This is a genomic window from Pantoea sp. BRR-3P, assembly GCF_039621635.1.
Taxonomy (GTDB): Bacteria; Pseudomonadota; Gammaproteobacteria; order Enterobacterales; family Enterobacteriaceae; genus Pantoea; species Pantoea floridensis.
Genome location: NZ_CP155066.1, coordinates 1,930,872 through 1,947,609, shown reverse-complemented (window position 1 = coordinate 1,947,609; position 16,738 = coordinate 1,930,872). Strand labels below are relative to the sequence as shown.

At 52.6% G+C, this 16,738-nt stretch carries 16 protein-coding genes; 5 read left to right on the top strand and 11 right to left on the bottom strand.

All coding sequences use genetic code 11. The annotated features are described in order from the left end of the window. Window positions 1-35: 35 nt before the first annotated feature. The 6 genes from AAGR08_RS08985 to AAGR08_RS08960 all read right to left on the bottom strand — a co-directional run bounded on the left by AAGR08_RS08985 (window position 36) and on the right by AAGR08_RS08960 (window position 6,727). A complete protein-coding gene (locus AAGR08_RS08985) occupies window positions 36-1,001 on the bottom strand; it encodes a sugar-binding transcriptional regulator (protein WP_345829678.1) in 966 nt (321 codons plus the stop codon). Between the two features lie 196 nt (window positions 1,002-1,197). After that, window positions 1,198-2,055, bottom strand: a complete 858-nt coding sequence (locus AAGR08_RS08980) for a phosphogluconate dehydrogenase C-terminal domain-containing protein (protein WP_345829677.1) — start codon at window positions 2,053-2,055, stop codon at window positions 1,198-1,200. Between the two features lie 4 nt (window positions 2,056-2,059). Continuing rightward, complete coding sequence (locus tag AAGR08_RS08975) at window positions 2,060-2,869, bottom strand: TIM barrel protein (RefSeq protein ID WP_345829676.1); 810 nt, start codon at window positions 2,867-2,869, stop codon at window positions 2,060-2,062. Beyond that, window positions 2,869-3,642: a triose-phosphate isomerase family protein gene (locus AAGR08_RS08970; RefSeq protein ID WP_345829674.1), complete on the bottom strand. Its 774-nt coding sequence runs from the start codon at window positions 3,640-3,642 to the stop codon at window positions 2,869-2,871. The genes AAGR08_RS08975 and AAGR08_RS08970 overlap by 1 nt, the downstream gene beginning before the upstream one ends. Window positions 3,643-3,645: 3 nt before the next feature. Then, window positions 3,646-5,391, bottom strand: coding sequence for a dihydroxyacetone kinase family protein (locus AAGR08_RS08965; RefSeq protein ID WP_345829673.1), 1,746 nt, complete (start codon window positions 5,389-5,391; stop codon window positions 3,646-3,648). 1 nt (window position 5,392) lies between these two features. Further along, complete coding sequence (locus AAGR08_RS08960; protein WP_345829671.1) at window positions 5,393-6,727, bottom strand: MFS transporter; 1,335 nt, start codon at window positions 6,725-6,727, stop codon at window positions 5,393-5,395. Window positions 6,728-7,173: 446 nt separating this feature from the next. Here AAGR08_RS08960 and AAGR08_RS08955 point away from each other — a divergent pair, with 446 nt between their 5' ends. Continuing rightward, window positions 7,174-7,632, top strand: a complete 459-nt coding sequence (locus AAGR08_RS08955) for an RpiB/LacA/LacB family sugar-phosphate isomerase (RefSeq protein ID WP_097097269.1) — start codon at window positions 7,174-7,176, stop codon at window positions 7,630-7,632. A gap of 119 nt (window positions 7,633-7,751) precedes the next feature. On the opposite strand, the gene AAGR08_RS08950 is transcribed toward AAGR08_RS08955, so the two are convergent. Both AAGR08_RS08950 and AAGR08_RS08945 read right to left on the bottom strand, forming a co-directional pair. Then, window positions 7,752-8,360 (bottom strand): TetR/AcrR family transcriptional regulator, encoded by a 609-nt coding sequence (locus tag AAGR08_RS08950; RefSeq protein ID WP_345829669.1) that lies wholly within the window; start codon window positions 8,358-8,360, stop codon window positions 7,752-7,754. 87 nt (window positions 8,361-8,447) lie between these two features. Next, on the bottom strand, window positions 8,448-9,128 hold the full coding sequence (locus AAGR08_RS08945; RefSeq protein WP_345829668.1) for a type 1 glutamine amidotransferase domain-containing protein: 681 nt from the start codon (window positions 9,126-9,128) through the stop codon (window positions 8,448-8,450). A 202-nt stretch (window positions 9,129-9,330) separates the two neighbouring features. Here AAGR08_RS08945 and AAGR08_RS08940 point away from each other — a divergent pair, with 202 nt between their 5' ends. Beyond that, the gene (locus AAGR08_RS08940; RefSeq protein WP_345829667.1) at window positions 9,331-10,347 is read left to right on the top strand and encodes a lipoate--protein ligase A; all 1,017 of its coding nucleotides are present in this window, start codon (window positions 9,331-9,333) and stop codon (window positions 10,345-10,347) included. A 77-nt stretch (window positions 10,348-10,424) separates the two neighbouring features. Here AAGR08_RS08940 and AAGR08_RS08935 read toward each other — a convergent pair whose 3' ends face one another. Beyond that, the gene (locus tag AAGR08_RS08935) at window positions 10,425-11,792 is read right to left on the bottom strand and encodes a PTS transporter subunit EIIC (protein ID WP_345829665.1); all 1,368 of its coding nucleotides are present in this window, start codon (window positions 11,790-11,792) and stop codon (window positions 10,425-10,427) included. Between the two features lie 302 nt (window positions 11,793-12,094). Between AAGR08_RS08935 and AAGR08_RS08930 the strand changes: the two genes are divergently transcribed. Beyond that, a complete protein-coding gene (locus AAGR08_RS08930; RefSeq protein WP_345829663.1) occupies window positions 12,095-13,294 on the top strand; it encodes an enolase C-terminal domain-like protein in 1,200 nt (399 codons plus the stop codon). Window position 13,295: 1 nt separating this feature from the next. Here the strand turns inward: AAGR08_RS08930 and AAGR08_RS08925 are convergent, their stop codons facing one another. Both AAGR08_RS08925 and AAGR08_RS08920 read right to left on the bottom strand, forming a co-directional pair. After that, complete coding sequence (locus AAGR08_RS08925; protein ID WP_097097263.1) at window positions 13,296-14,012, bottom strand: GntR family transcriptional regulator; 717 nt, start codon at window positions 14,010-14,012, stop codon at window positions 13,296-13,298. Between the two features lie 210 nt (window positions 14,013-14,222). Further along, window positions 14,223-14,993: a DeoR/GlpR family DNA-binding transcription regulator gene (locus AAGR08_RS08920; protein WP_345829661.1), complete on the bottom strand. Its 771-nt coding sequence runs from the start codon at window positions 14,991-14,993 to the stop codon at window positions 14,223-14,225. Window positions 14,994-15,133: 140 nt separating this feature from the next. Here AAGR08_RS08920 and AAGR08_RS08915 point away from each other — a divergent pair, with 140 nt between their 5' ends. Together AAGR08_RS08915 and AAGR08_RS08910 are read left to right on the top strand one after the other, a co-directional pair. Next, on the top strand, window positions 15,134-16,297 hold the full coding sequence (locus AAGR08_RS08915) for an MFS transporter (protein WP_345829659.1): 1,164 nt from the start codon (window positions 15,134-15,136) through the stop codon (window positions 16,295-16,297). Beyond that, window positions 16,294-16,686, top strand: a complete 393-nt coding sequence (locus AAGR08_RS08910) for a VOC family protein (RefSeq protein WP_345829657.1) — start codon at window positions 16,294-16,296, stop codon at window positions 16,684-16,686. The genes AAGR08_RS08915 and AAGR08_RS08910 overlap by 4 nt, the downstream gene beginning before the upstream one ends. The last annotated feature ends 52 nt before the right edge of the window (window positions 16,687-16,738 follow it).

The window sequence follows — 16,738 nt, the reverse complement described above, 5'->3', positions numbered from 1 at the left end:
ACTTTAGAAAAAGTTCCAGCTGTTAATCCTGAACATTATTGCGACAAACTCAAAATCGTGCGGATGTTCTGCGCCGTTGTCGCAATAATATCAATCGCCCCCGTGCGCAGTGCGCCAAGAATGGCCATCGCTTTGGTATTCTCTGCGGCAATGGCAATCACACAGGGAATTTTGCGTAACTCTTCAATGCTGAGGCCAATAACCCGGTCGTTCATCACCGTATCAACGTGCTGGCCCTGCGAATTGAAGAAGTCATAGCCCGCCACATCACCGGTTACCCCCTGATTGACGCTGGCATCAATGATTTCGTGCGGCGTAAACCAGCCAAGTTTGACCATATAGCTGTTTTCGTTCATGTCGCCGATGCCCACCAGCGCCACATCCGCTTTGCGTGCACGATCCAGCGTTTCCTTGATGGTGCCGTTTTGCATAAAGGCATCACGCAGCGCCCGATTCTCAACATAGGCGGGCGCATAAAGCGTTTCGCTGATGCCGCCAAATTTCTTCGCCATGCGACGGCTGATGTGATCTGCGTTGATGGCATCCCCCGGACGATGGGTGCCGCCAATGCCGCTGATGAACAGGCAATTGCGTGTCGGCACCTGGCCGGGATGATCGGCAACCGCAGCCACATTGCGCCCTTGCCCAACGGCGACAATGGCGTCGTCTTTCAGCGACTGCGCTAAATGTGACGACACCAGCGCGGCAACCTGACGACGCTGCTCTTCCTGGTCCGGCTGATCCAGGGCAATCAGCGCCCGTTGCAGTTGCGGGAAGCGATTTTGAAGCTGTTGTTCGAGACGGGTGCTGAACACCGGGTGATAACGCACATTGATTTCGACGATGCCCTCTTCACGTGCGCGTTTGAGTAAGCGGCCAACCTTGATACGGGAAATCCCAAACTTACGCGCAATCTCCTCCTGGGTGATTTCGTCCTGATAATAGGCGACGGCAATTTCCGTCAGCAGTTCGGAGTCCTGAGAGAGCGTGTTTTTTTCCATCCGTAACCTGTCTTGTTTGGGTGTTATGCGAAGATGCTGCAAGCGCGCCACGTAGGGTGCGCATTTATGCGCACCTGGTCGCCATGAATGGCGCCCCTACAAAATACCGGCTTGATGTGACTTAGGCAGGGAGTTATATCATTGATACGACTCGCTTCGCCAGATAACCGCGCCGCGAGTCGATCGGGCATCACGCTTAGCGCTTGATAGCGTCGATTTTCAGCATGCGGGCAATCACGATATCCAGCTCTTTCTGATCGAAAATTTGTTTCCAGTCAGGTTTAACGATCTTCTCACGCCCATATTCCATGGCGATCATGCAGGCATCGGAGAACGGGTTGGTGGCACGGAAGGCGACGGCCAGCGCAATCTGAATATGACCATACAACATCGCCTTGGCCGCTTCTTCCGGCACGCCGCTGTGTTTCACGGTTTCGTCCAACGCTTCTTTCATGAAGGCACCGACCATGCAGGCGACGGTTTCCACCAGCGTCGGTTCCAGATACGCCAGCTGCGTCACGGTTACCCAATGGACGTGCTCAACCGGACCGTACATCACGCTTATCACCTTGCTCAGCTCGGCTTTCTGCGCATCAGAACCGCTTTCGTACGAGGCCGCCACGTGCTGAACCGCTGCGATGCCGCCGAAAGCATCCGCATGCTCTTCTTGGGTATAACGCTCAAGGAATACCGACGGATGGCAAGGATGCGCCACCGCGTATTCAATGCCATCACGATGGGCGATCAAATTCGCGTACGCGGCAGCCGGATCCAGCGTCAGCAGGATCGCGCCCGGTTTCATCTGTGGCACCACGCCTTCAGAGACTTTTCCCAATACAATATCCGGTACCGCCAGAATCACCACGTCACTTAAAGGCACCACGGAGGCGGCATCAGAGAGTTCGCGGCCCTGCGCGCTAACCTGTTCTTGCGCTTTTGGTGAGTTCTCACAGTAAAACACCTGGTAATCACTTTTCTGCAAGTTGGCAGAAATACGCATACCCATTTTACCGCCGGCACCTATCACGGTGATGGTTTTCAGTTGCACGCTCATGTTGTTACTCCTGATTTTGTTTACTGCGTAAGAATTCAACGGTGCGGCGAGTCCATTCGGCTTCTCGCTCGCAGGTCACGGCAGCATCCTCTTGCCACGGCAACCAGTGTTCGACGATTTGGTTAATGCCTTTATCCACCGGGCGCACGCTGGCGATCATCCGATCGTAATCCAGCAAACCTTCGCCCATCGGGCAGCCGGCAAAGGTAAAGCCAACCCAGCCATCACGACGCGTGAAGGCAAAGTCTTTAATGTGCAGATTGCCGACGCGCGCGGCGGTGTTGGCGATCACCTGCTCCGGCAGCTCCAGCCCAGCGACACAGTTGGCGGGATCAAGACACACGCCCAGCCACGGCGACAGAAACTTATTGATGACCGACATCATCACGCCGCTATTGACCTGCTCGTACGTCTCCAGGCAGAGACGCACCTGCTGGCGGGCGAAATCGGGTAACACGGCAGCAATCAGATTGGTGGCTTCATCCAGCGACGGGCGATGATCGGCGGTATAAAACATCGAGCGCACCACGTGAGCATCGAGAATTTCCGCCATATGCAGATAACGCTGCAAATGGGCGGTAGCCAGACCACGCGTACCTAATTCCAGCGTAATACCCAGCGTATCGGCCTGCTGACGCAGCGTAAGCAGCTGCGCGTCGGACCAGCTTTCAATCGCCGGATAGTCGCAAATTTGAAACACCGAGATATCGAGGTCCGCGGTCTGCTGCAGCATCTGCTCCAACGTCAGCGGGTTGGGTACGTTTGACGACATGCGCCAGAAAAAAGCGTAAGTGCTGAGTCCTATCCGGCTCATTAACGGCGCTCCTGAGCCAACACGCTGGCTTCCTCAATAATTTGGGCCAACGCTTGCGGATCGTGAGCAAAACGTCCCAGGAACAGGCCATTCACGTCTGTACCAAGGCGTTGAATCAGCCCCGGACCGGCGCTGCCGCCATAAATGACTTTCAGCGTGATACCCGGCGGCGTAGAGAGCTGCTGCAGGCCGGCGCACACCGCGCGGATGTAGCTGTCCGGCGCGGGCTGCGGCGCGCCGATTGCCCATTGTGGTTCGTAGGCAAAGAACACTTCACCTTCTAATCCCTGCTGCGCGGCGTCAGATAAGGCTTCGGCCAGCTGCTGCTCGCACAGCGCGATCGCCTGCTGCGGATCCGCCTGCTGTTCTTCACCGATGCACAGCACGGGCGTGATGCCGTGGCGCAGCGACATCGCGACCTTGGCAGCGATTTGCGCTTTATCTTCATGGAAGTGACGACGGCGTTCCGCATGACCAATTTCGGCTAGCGAACAGCCCAGCTCTTGCAGCATGCTGGCGCTGACTTCACCGGTCCATGCACCGTTCTCCGCCTGGCAAACATCCTGACCGCCGAAACGCACCGTCGTATTAGCAAAGATCTCCGCCACTGCCGGAATGGCGGGATAAGCCGGTAAGACAAATAAACCCACTTCACCGCTTTTTACGGCCGGATGCCCGGCAATGGCTGCCACATCGCGACACCACTGCAGCGTTTGTTGATAACCGAAGTACATTTTTAAACTGACGCCAAGCCAGACTTTTGGCTGAGACATGCTTCAAACTCCTTGTTCAGACGTACTCTGTTCTTTTAGCAGATCGCCCACGGTATTCACGATTAAAGCGAGTGAAATTGCGCCTGCGTCGGGTGTGCCCAGGCTTTTTTCTGCCAGCGGACGTGCGCGGCCCATTTTTGGTACCAGCTGCGCGGTATCCTGCGCGGCTTTGTCTGCCACCTGCGCCGCCCCCAGCCAGGCATCGGTTAACGATGCGCCTTCTGCAACAGCCGCATTTAAGCTGTCGCTAAACGGCACCAGTACATCAACCATGGTTTTGTCACCCACGCGCGCTTTACCAAAGTGCATGATGCCTTCTTTGGCTGCACGCACACCCGCTGCCACGCGCTGCGCATCGGGTGTGAAACGATCGCCCAGCGCAGTGCCCAACGCGGTGAGCGCCACGCCCCACAATGCGCCAGACGTGCCGCCGGCGTTATCAGCCCACGCATCTGCCGCCCGGCACAGTAAACTGCCAGCACCCGCACCGCGCGCGGCAACGTCACGCGCCTTTGCTACTGCGCCCAGCACGCCACGCTCCATACCAATACCGTGGTCGCCATCACCAGCGACCGCATCAATGTCGCCAAGCCGCTTTGCGTTACGTTGTAACATATCGGCCACTGATTCCAGCAGTTGCAGAACGCGTTTGGCGCTTTCCTGCGATTCAGCGGTCGCGGCAGGCAAGGCTTCTTCACGGCTTTCCTCTCGCTCCGTGGCGCTCAGGGGTTCTGCAACCAGCACGCTACCTTTGCGATAGGCTGGCGTATTGGTTGGCGCACGCCACAGGGTTTCCAGCGTTTCATCCAGCCACATCAGCGTCAGTGACGCGCCAGCCATATTAAAACTGGTGACAAATTCGCCGACGTCAGGTTCGACAATCTGCACTTTTGCTGCGTCCAGCAGCTGCGCGACGCGGCGATAAACCACAAACAGCTCTTCATATTTCACCGAGCCCAAACCGTTGAGGATCACTGCCACGCGCTGACCTTCAGCTTGCTTTATATCAACGGGTAATTCATTGAGCAGGCGCTCAACGAAGATCTCCGCCAACTCATCTGCGCTCGGCATGTCGGTCTCTTTAATGCCCGGCTCGCCGTGAATGCCTAATCCCAGCGCCATGCGCCCTTTTTCCACTTCAAACAGCGGATGCGATGCGCCTGGCAGAGTACAACCGGCAAACGCCACGCCAAAGGTGCGGGTGCGTTGATTCGCGTGCTGTGCCAGTTTTACCACGGCGGCCAAATCGTGCCCCGCTTCAGCAGCGGCGCAGGCGGCTTTAAAGACGCAAAGATCGCCTGCCACGCCACGACGCTTTTCCAGCTCTTCTTTGCCCGCGCTGGAGATATCGTCGGTGACCGCCAGCACGTCACAGGCGATGCCTTCCGCCCGTAAACGTTCGCAGGCCTGGGCAAAGTGCAAAACATCACCCGCATAGTTGCCAAACATCAGCAGCACGCCAGCACCGTTATGCGCCGCACGTGCAACGTTGTAGATTTGCTGCGCCGAGGGCGAAGCGAATAAATTGCCCATCGCCGCGCCGTGTGCCAGGCCTTGTCCAACCAATCCAGCAAACGCCGGATAGTGGCCCGATCCGCCGCCGACAATTACCGCCACGGTGTTCGGCTCGCTGCGGGTACTGCGCACCACGCCGCCAGTAACCTGACGCACTTTATCGGCATTGGCGGCGACAAAGCCTTCAATCAGCTCAGCGGCGAAGGCTGAGGGTTGGTTAAACAGGTACGTCATATTAATGCTCCTGAGCAAAAGAGATCGGCTGAGACGGCGAGCGACGGCGGTTAAGTAACAGCATGAGGAAGGCTGACAGCAGCATGAATCCACCAACCACAAACATCGGCAAGGCATAGCTGTTAGTCGCGTCATGCAGCGCGCCGGTGATGTAGCCCGCAGAGAAGCCCGCTACGTTTCCTAAGGTATTAATTAGTGCAATCGCGGCCGCCGCAGATGCACCGGTCAGGAATTGCGTCGGTAATGTCCAGAAGTTAGGTAACGCGGCGAAGATGGCGCTGGCGGTAATCGCAATCACCATGATGGTGGTGAACGGCGAATCCATATACAGCGCCAGCGGCACGCTGATGCCGCCTGCCAGCGCCGGAATGGCGATGTGCCAGGTTTTGCAGCCACGACGCGCAGCGTCTTTCGACCAGAAGAACATCACCACCGCCGCGATCAGGTACGGCACGCCGGTAATCAATCCTTTCTGCATGACATTAAAGGTGGTGCCGAACTGCTGCTGGAAGCCAGCAATAATGGTTGGCAGGAAGAACGCCAGCGCATACAGACCATATATGAATCCGAAGTAAATCAGGCACAGCATCCATACGCGGCCGTTACCCATTACCGAGCGCAGGCTGTGTTTCTGATGGCCCTGCTTCTGCTGATGCTCGGCTTCCAGCTCAGCGGTAAGCCAGGTTTTCTCTTCGGAGGTCAGCCATTTAGCCTGGCGCGGCGAATCCACCAGCCAGAAAAGTGCAGCAAACCCAATCAGAATTGCGGGAATTGAGACGCCCATAAACATCACGCGCCAGCCGGCCATGCCGAACAGACCATGCTGCTCAATTAATGAAGCGGCTAACGGTGCGCCAAATACCACGGTTAGCGGTTGCGCAAGATAGAACAGCGATAGAATTTTGCTGCGATGCCGGCCAGGTACCCACATGCTGAGGTAGAGGATCGCGCCCGGGAAGAAGCCAGCCTCAGCGATGCCGAGCAGCAGACGCAGCGTATACAAACCTTCCACACTGCTTACCCATGTGAACAACAGCGAGACAATCCCCCAGCTGATCATGATGCGCGCCAGCCAGCGACGCGCGCCAAACTTATGCAGTGCCAGGTTGCTGGGCACCTCCAGCAGGATGTAACCAATAAAGAAGATGCCTGATGCTAAACCAAACTGCAGCGCCGTCAGGCCGAGGTCTTGCGTCATGCCGTTGGGGCCAGCAAACGAAATCGCGGTGCGATCGAGAAAGTTAATAAAGAACATCAGCGCCACGAACGGCACTAAACGCCAGGAGATTTTTCTGATGGTGGACTTTTCCACCGCCGTGACGGTTGGCTGGTTCATAACGCACCTCCAGGACATGCGGAGTTATTCATTTCGTTAAGCGGTGTTGGCCCAGCGCTAAGGGCGCGCTGGCGGCAGGCGAACTGAGAGGTAAGGTGTAAATGCAGCATGTTCGAGTCCTTAATGGGTCTTCTTGTACATTAGTAAAGCTATGCGAACAAATGAACAGTACACGGATAATTGCGCACACCTCAAGCGCAATACACGAAAGTGTGAGCGCGCTCATGAGATTCGATTTTGCAGTTATTATCGGACTTTTGCTCAATGCAGCGGCCAAAATCACACTGGTATGGTGATTTCAAGCGCATTAACGGGCGATATCTGGCATCTTCCATATGAACAACACTTGAACATATGATTAATTATATGGCAGGCTGCTTATGAACATCTTCTCGCCTGCTGAACAAAAGTGCAGGCGACCATGCCAACCCTGCTGGAGAACGACGATGAAAACAATCGCTATTGGCGCCGATGATGCGGCTATCGAATTGAAAAACGTGATTAAAAAACTGCTGGAAGAGAAAGAGTTTGTGGTAACGGATTACACCAATGATGCGCAAAACGATCGTCCGATGTATCCGGATGTGGCATTTGCATTGGCTACCGCCATTCAGAAAAAAGAGTTTGAGCGCGGTATCCTGCTGTGCGGTACCGGCATCGGCGTGGCTATTGTCGCAAACAAGGTGGAAGGCGTGCGCGCCGCGCAGTGCCACGATACCTTCTCCGCCGAGCGTGCCCGTAAGAGCAACAACGCTCAGATCATGACCATGGGCGCGCGCGTTATTGGCCCTGAGCTGGCTAAGAATATTGTCAATGCCTGGCTGGCATCAGAGTTCGAAGGGGGCGGCTCTACCGCTAAAGTTGAGAAAATCGGTTACTACGAGCAAGTTTCCCACGCTAAATAAGCGCCGCGCTCGCGCCCTGCTGCGTACTTTTGCAGCACCAAGAATGGCGATCAAAACAAAGCGCATAGGGTTTCCCTGGCGAAAACCCGCATAAGGGTGGCTGAGGCGGAAGGACCGTGTTATTGCGCGGTAATACGAATAATTTTCTGCGTCATGCTCATGGCTGAATCAAACGGGCCAGTATGACGCACGATTTTCACCATGATGCTGGCCCCCACCCACAGCTGATAAAGGCTTTCTGCCACGAGGGACGGTTTATCATCAATCACCAGGGATCCCTCTTTCACGCCCGCTTCTAACGCCTCCGCCAGACGTGCGATGATCCCTGAAGTGCCGTTCTGCAGCGTAACGCGCATACTGTCCGAAAGATCGGCGACTTCCGCGCCCAGCTTCACCGCCAGGCACTTGCCCTGACAATCGGAGAACGATTGTGTCTCACGCCACAGCTGCCAGTAGTTCATCAAACGTTGTGCCATGGTGAGATCCGGCTGGGCCAAGGTACTATCGAGATCGGTGAGATAATCATCAAAATAGCGCGCCAACATCGCTACGCCAAACGCCTCTTTCGAACTGAAATAGTGATAGAACGAACCCTTCGGCACGCCAGCATCGGTGAGGATTTCATTCAATCCGACAGCCGAAAACCCCTTGCCTGCCATGATACGTTGGCCGGTAGCAAGGATGTGATCGCGGATTTCGTGGCTATGTAATTGGGATGCAGTAGTCATAGCCCAAGATTATCAAATACTAGACCAGTCGTCTATGCTCAGGAAAATGGAAGGCGGACGACACGTTCGCCTCCCGTTAATCGGCCTTTACTGAGCTAATTGCTTTATCAGCTGTTGTGCGGTCTCGGCTGAGGATGTTGGATTTTGTCCAGTGATCAGCAGGCCATCGCTAACCACGTAAGAACTCCAGTCGGCACCTTTAGAATACAGACCGCCCTTGGCAATCAGTTCGTCTTCCACCAGGAATGGCACCACCTTTGTCAGGCCAACGGCCTCCTCTTCGCTATTGGTAAAGCCGGTAACATTGCGCCCCTGCACCAGCGGCTTCCCTTCTGGCGTTTTGACATGGCGCAACACGCCCGGCGCATGACATACCAACGCGACGTGTTTGTTTGCCGCGAGGAAGCCTTCAATCAGCGCGATGGAATGCTTATCCTCGGCCAAATCCCACAACGGGCCGTGACCGCCAGGGTAAAACACGGCGTCGTAATCGGCTGGCGTTACGCTATCCAGACGTACGGTGGCCGCAAGTTGCTGAGTTGCTGCGGCATCGGCTTCGAAGCGATGGGTTTGTTCGGTCTGGAAATCAGGTTCGTTGCTTTTAGGATCTAACGGCGGCTTGCCGCCTTTCGGTGAAGCCAGCGTGATGTCGGCCCCGGCATCTTTGAACGCGTAGTAAGGCGCAGCCAGCTCTTCCAGCCAAAAGCCGGTTTTACGTCCGGTATCGCCTAATTGATCGTGCGAGGTGAGAACCATAAGAATTTTCATCGTCAATCTCCAGTTGCCAGGATTAAATATTCAAACTAGACCAGTCGTCTAGCGCTTAAATTCACGTTAACATCTAATAGACCAGTCGTCTAGAGCCTGAGGCAATTTTAGTAAAATGTCATGCGCCCTCGTTTCTTACCTTTCAATCCACTTAAGCGTAACCTATCTTCCGCTTGCCCTTTCTCATGGAACTGGAGGAATGATGTCCACCTTACGTTTGCTTATCTCAGACTCGCACGATCCCTGGTTTAACCTTGCTGTGGAGGAGTGCATTTTTCGGCAAATGCCGACAACGCAGCGCGTGCTTTTTCTTTGGCAGAATGCCGAAACCGTGGTAATTGGGCGAGCCCAGAATCCGTGGAAAGAGTGCAACACTCGGCGTATGGCCGAGGACGGTATCAAGCTGGCGCGCCGCAGCAGCGGCGGTGGCGCGGTGTTTCACGATTTGGGTAACTGCTGCTTCACCTTTATGGCCGGAAAACCGCAATACGATAAAACGGTTTCTACGGCCATCATCCTGCGTGCATTAGAACGGCTCGGTATTCCCGCCGAAGCCTCCGGCCGCAACGATATTGTGGTCAACGTGGCGGGCGAAATGCGCAAAATATCGGGCTCCGCCTATCGTGAAACGCCGGATCGCGGTTTTCATCACGGTACATTTCTGATGAATGCGGATTTGTCGCGTCTTGCCGAGTACCTCAACCCCGACATCAAAAAATTACAGGCGAAAGGCATCAGTTCTGTGCGCTCACGCGTGGCCAACATTGCTGAATTAGTGCCGGATATTCGCTTTGATACGATTTGTCGTGAGGTCGTTGCTGCTTACTTTAATTATTATCAGGAAGCCTGCGAACCGGAGCACATCTCCCCCGCCGTGCTACCGAAATTGCCCGGTTTCAAGGAGCAATTTGCCCGACAAAGTAGCTGGGAGTGGAATTTCGGCAGCGCACCCGATTTCTCGCATCTGCTTAATGAACGCTTTGTCTGGGGCGGCGTGGAGATCCACTTTGATGTTGAGCGTGGTGTGATTTCTCGCTGCCAGATATTCACTGACAGCCTTAATCCCTCCCCTTTAGAAGCGCTGGCGATGCGTCTGCAAGGGACAATGTACCGGCCGGACACGATATTGGCGCAATTGCAGCAGTTGAAAACAGACTATCCGGGTCAGATTAATGAATTGAGCCAGCTGGAAACCTGGCTGGTGAGCAACGTAAGCTAAATAGCTTCGGTCGCCACGTGTGGCGACCAACGTTCGATATGCCGTTTGCTTATTTACCCCTGCTCAGACTGCACAGCTTAATCAGTTTCTTTGCCTACCAGTATTATCGTCAGGCTAAAGGACAAGACCAGCGCAATCACCACGCCCGATACGGCCCAGATAAAGTACGGTCCGATGTAAGCCGGCAGACTAAATATGCTGGAAAGGATATAGCCATATAAACGTACGCCAAAGAAACCAATAAACGCGGAAGCGAGCGCGCTGGATATGGTGGCGGCGATAAACGCTTTTTTATAGCGCGTTAATACCCCAAACAGCGCAGGTTCTGTGATGCCTAATAACGCTGAGATCGCAGCTGAAAGCGTTACGACCTTATCCTGCCGATTTTTACTCAATTTCCATATGGCAAAGGTCGCTCCTGCGATTGACATATTTGCCATAAACATCATCGGCATCAACATGTCATAACCGCGATCGCTGAAATTCTGCAGCGCGATGGGTGTCATTGCATGGTGCATACCGGTAAGTACCGCCAGCGGCCGAATGGCACCCACAATCAAACCGGCAAAGCTGGATGAAATACTGAACAAGCCTTCAATAAATAACGCTAATCCCTTTCCTAGCCAAATACCCATCGGGCCAATCACCACTAGCGCAGTGAGCGCGGCGAGAAACAGCGTTAACGTTGGCGTAAAGACCGTTTTCAACACTTCCGGCATAATACGATCAACCCAGCGGTGGATATAACTCAGTGCCAGAATTGAAAAGATGACCGGAATAACACTGGAGGCATAGTTGAATACCGAAACCGGAATCAGGCCCATAAACCAGAATGCGTTTACGGCACCTTCCTGATGTGCGGCCAGCGCTTTAGCTGCATCGATTAATGACGGATACATCAAACACGCGGCAACGGCTGCGGCCAGATATTCATTGGTCTTAAAGATTTTAGCCGCAGAGACCGCCAGGAAAAACGGTAAAAAATAGAACACGCCGCTGGCGATTAAATCAATCACCATTACCGTATCACTCTTTGCCGAGATCAGCTGTAATGCCACCAAACCGGCTAGTAATCCTTTGATCATCCCTGCGCCAGCAATGGCGGGAACAATGGGTCCAAATACACCGGAAACGGTATCCATAAACAGGGAAACGACGCTTTTACGCGTTTTTTCCCGCTGTATCTGCGGCTGATTATCGTTATTCAGCACGGGCACGAGTTGCTCATACCAACTATTTACCTTCGGCCCAATAATGATTTGAAACTGTTCGCTTTGCATTTGCGCCCCCAGAACACCGGGCAGCGCTTTAATTCCACTCTGATTAACTTTATTGTCATCAACAAGATCAAAGCGCAGCCGAGTCATACAGTGCCAGACTTTATTGATATTATTTTTTCCGCCCACTAACTGAATGATATTTCCTATGACTTCCTGCGTTCCCATACTTGCTCCTAAGGGAAAAAACTGCCCTGATGAAATCTGCTCTGGATGGTAATAAATGAACCCAGGCAAAACAAACCAATAAATCATGATGAGGATCACAAAACCACACTCAACAGGCTTTATGACACGAAAAATCGAAAATTGGTCTGTTTTTTAAAGAGAAATCACGCATTTTTTTAACCAATATTTATTACATAAAAAGGGTTTGCGTCTTAATAAAAACCCAGCAATCATAGGGTAAAAATTTCATATCATTCTGCCTTACTGTTAAACGCGGTGAGTGTGCCAGAGGAGTTTTCTTTGTGACCCCAACTATTATCGAAAGTATTCACTGCTTTATTACTCGTCCCGATCGCCATAATCTCATTACCGTACGCGTTACGACCAATAAAGGCATTACGGGACACGGCTGTGCCACTTTTCAACAGCGTCCATTGGCTGTAAAAACGATGGTCGATGAGTATCTGGTTCCCCTTTTGGTCGGGCGAGATGCCAATAATATTGAAGATCTGTGGCAAATGATGAACGTTAATGCCTATTGGCGAAACGGTCCGGTAACCAATAATGCTATTTCCGGTATTGATATGGCATTGTGGGATATTAAGGCGCAGCTGGCGGGTATGCCTTTGTATCAATTATGGGGGGGGAAATCACGCGATGCGATTGCAGCTTATACCCATGCCAGTGGTGAAACGCTGGAAGAACTTTATGCCTCAGTAGATCAAGCGCTAGAAATTGGCTACCGTCATATTCGCTGTCAGTTGGGGTTTTACGGCGGTACCGCCCAGGATCTCCATGCTCCAGAAAAGGGTACCGCCGGCGCTTATTATTCTCAGCAACAGTACATGGCAAATACGGTTGAGATGTTTCGTGCATTGAGAACCAAATATGGTCATCAATTTGAAATTCTGCATGATGTTCACGAACGGTTATTTCCGCAGCAAGCGATTCAGTTGGTTAAACAACTGGAACCTTATATGCCCTATTTTCTCGAGGATGTTCTTCCTCCGGCGCAAACCGGTTGGCTGGCACAGTTACGCCAGCAGAGTGCCGTGCCGCTGGCATTAGGTGAATTATTTAATAATCCAGCCGAATGGCATGAGTTGATCATTCATCGCCGAATCGACTTCATTCGCTGCCACATTTCGCAAATTGGTGGCATCACGCCAGCGCTTAAACTGGCGGCGCTGTGTCAGGCATTCGGAATACGGTTAGCATGGCACGGCCCAGGTGATATGACGCCTATCGGTGTCGCCGTGAATACGCATCTAAATATTCATTTACACAATGCTGCCATTCAGGAATTTATCCCACGCTCATCGCTGACGGATGCGATGTTCCCGGGCGCACCTAACGTTAACAAGGGATATATTTATCCGCCACAAGCGGCGGGTATCGGCGTAACCTTTGATCAAGCGCTGGCGGAGAAATATCCGGTGGTCTACCGTCCGCATGAGTGGACACAAAGTCGCCTGCCGGACGGCACTATTCATACGCCATAATTTAACGCTGTTTCTGACGAAAGCGCAGATTGTCAGGATTATGAGGAATCAGGTAGGTGCAGGTGTAATCAATATCGACAATGTCGCTGATTTCGTATACCTGTCCTCCCTGAAGAATGCCGCGGTTAATGATATGCATCGCCGGGCTGCCTTTTTTACAGCCAAGAAGCGTAGCCTGATCGCGATTGACGCTAATAGCCCGGTAGCTGGTTAGCAAATGTGAAATGTGATAGCCCCTGGCTAAAACATATTGCTGAATAGAACGCTCGATTATTTCCCCCGTAAGATCGGAAAATAATTGCGCGGGCATGCGCGAGGTTTCAATCTGCACCGCGATATTATCAACATAGCGCAGGCGGGAAAATTCCCAGATAAATGCCTCATCGTTGATGGCAAATATTTGTTGCTCGTCGCTATCAGGACGTCGCTTACGCAGGCTAAGAGAGCGGTAATGTATCTGATCAAAACGTTTTTCAGTGATTGAATTATAGACGAGCGGGTTATTACGTACCGTCTCGTTTATCCAGATGCCTGAACCCTGCACGATACGCACGGCTCCAATACTGACCAGTTTTTCCAGCGCTTGCCGAATGGTAAAACGTGAAACGCCATACTCTTCCGCCAGCTGACGCTCAGGTGGCAATTTGCGGGGCGCGGATGTGTCTTCCTGATAAATTTTGCTCAGCAAATCCTGGGTAACGAACTCTTTCTTTTTCATTAGATTACCCTCCTCCTATCATTGACGGGAGGATAATACCATGTCAGCACTACATTTCATTTTTACCGTCATCGAACAAGTCCCATTGCATAATTTCATGCAAGAGTTTCATTCTTAGCGAGATCGATATCCTTCTCATTCGTGAAGACTCCACCTTGCTGGTATTTTTATAATATTGGATAAAAAACTCGCGCATCGGAATATCTCCTTCTAAACCGTTATTAACGTTATATTTTCTGCACGAAATGCATTGTAAAACGCCTTGTTAAGCTGCTCCTCCACTACTAAAACATGGATTTCGTCACAGCCAGCCACCGCGAATCTTGCAACGCCGGGGATTTTATCCGCCGTAAGACCAACAATCGTTTGGTTACTCTGTTTAATAGCCACATTTTTAAATTCGCAATCGGCAAAATCAAATCCTGTCAGACCTGATTCAGGGCTCATGGCGCATCCGCCAATAAAGGCCTGGTCAAAATGGATGTTGCGCAGTTGCTCTATTGCTGTGTGACTTACGCAGCCTCCGCTTTTTTTATCAATATGCCCACCCAGCATGATGACATCTATATTGGGGTGTTTTAAAAGCACGGCGGCGATATCCGGCGCGTTTGTTGCCACCGTTAATGACAACGCCTCTGGCAAAGCCAGGGCCATCGCCAAATTGGTTGTTCCCGCATCGATAAATACACAGCTATCGTTTTTAATAAGGCTGGCACAGGCCGTCGCGATCATCTCCTTTGCTGCGTGATTCTGCTCTTTTCGCAGCAGAAAAGTGCCCGCTTCAGGTAACTGTATTACAGCGCCACCGTATACTTTCTTGCAAATACCTTCCTTACTCAGTTCGTGCAGATCACGCCGGATAGTGTGTTCTGAAACGCCCAATTGTCTGGCGAGGTCAACACAGACGACCCGTCCCTGCTCTTGCAGGATCTGTTTGATCAGCGCTTGTCGCTGATCCGGAAAGGCAGCATAATCGAGCATAAATATTCCTTAATCCATCAAAATCGATCTACAATGAGCATGATCGCGCAAATGTTTGCAGATTGTCAATCTTGCATGCAGGCGCAATGAACCACCCCGTTGCTCCCAGGGATTATTATCCATCTAAAAAGAGGAATGAAATGATTCAGCATCTCAGCAGCATGACTCCCAGCCGCGCTACGCGTCTGACTTTTTTTATTGCCGGGTTTGTCACCGCCACCTGGGCCGTCATTGTGCCGTTCGCGCGCAATAACACAGGAGTCAACGAAGCGATGCTTGGCACCTTGCTGCTCTGTCTTGGCTTTGGTGCGCTGATCGCTATGCCGGTAACGGGTCTACTGACCAGCCGTTTTGGCTGTCGCCGCGTCATCGTTGTCGCCATCGCATTGATTATCCTGAGCACGCCGCTACTGGCGGTTATTGCCGATCCTCTGCTACTTGGCCTGGTTCTCCTGATTTTTGGTGTGGGTGTTGGCGTGACGGATTGCGCAATGAACATTCAGGCCATTCTCGTTGAGAAGCAATCGGCTGCGCCACTGATGTCCGGATTTCATGGCATGTACAGCTTCGGCGGCATCGCGGGCGCAGGGGTTATGACTGTGCTGCTGTCATTGGGCATGAGCGTGTTGGCCGCAACGCTGCTGGTGACGTTCACGGTGATGGTGTTGGCCATACTCAGTTTTCCGGGACTTCTAACCTATGCCAATCCTAAAGAGGGGCCGGCATTCGCCGTGCCGCGCGGGCACGTATTACTGCTGGGCCTCATCTGTTTTGCCGTATTCCTGACGGAAGGAACGGTGCTGGACTGGAGTGCCGTTTATCTGACGCAGGTGCGGGATATTCCTGAAACCTTGGGTGGGCTGGGTTATACCTGTTTTGCTGTGGCGATGACGCTGGCGAGACTTACCGGAGACCGCATTATTTCTCTGCTAGGACGGCTGCCGGTGGTTCTGGTGGGCGCGCTCACTGCGGCAGCCGGACTGGCGCTGGTGACTTTTATTCCCTCATGGTCTCTCTCGCTGCTGGGATACGTTTTTGTGGGTGCCGGTTGCGCCAATATCGTACCGGTTATGTTCTCCGCGGTGGGACAACAGAAAGTAATGCCACAGGCAGTGGCGGTACCCGCAATGACAACATTAGGCTACCTCGGGGTTTTAAGTGGTCCGGCGATAATTGGTTACATTGCCCACTACAGCTCTCTCGCGCTTTCATTCTCACTCATCATGGTGCTGATGCTTGTCGTCGCTGCACTGTCACTCACGCTCAATTTAGGCAATAAAACCCCTGCAGGAGAGAACGCATGAAAATTGCGCACGTGGCGTTATGGACCAACAATTTGACTGCCCAGCAACATTTTTGGCAGGATTTTTTTGGCGGAACATCGAATGAACTTTATATCAGCAAAAATCGCCCTGGTTTTCGTTCTCACTTCATTCGTTTACATGAAGGCGCCACCATCGAACTTATGGCTCTGGAAGCGTTAGCACAAGGAGCGAATGGCACAGAACTGACCGGATGGGCACATATCGCGATTAACGTTGGCGCCAGGCAAGATGTGGATGCGATGGTCAAACGGGCATCGGAGCAGAAGATTTTAGTCAGTCCGGCGCGGATAACCGGAGATGGTTTCTATGAAGCCCTTATTCGGGATCCTGACGGCAATCTGATTGAAATTGTCAGTGATGATGAGTAAACCGCGCGATAGCTTTTATTTAACGCGAAGCAGATAAAAAAAGGCGCCACAA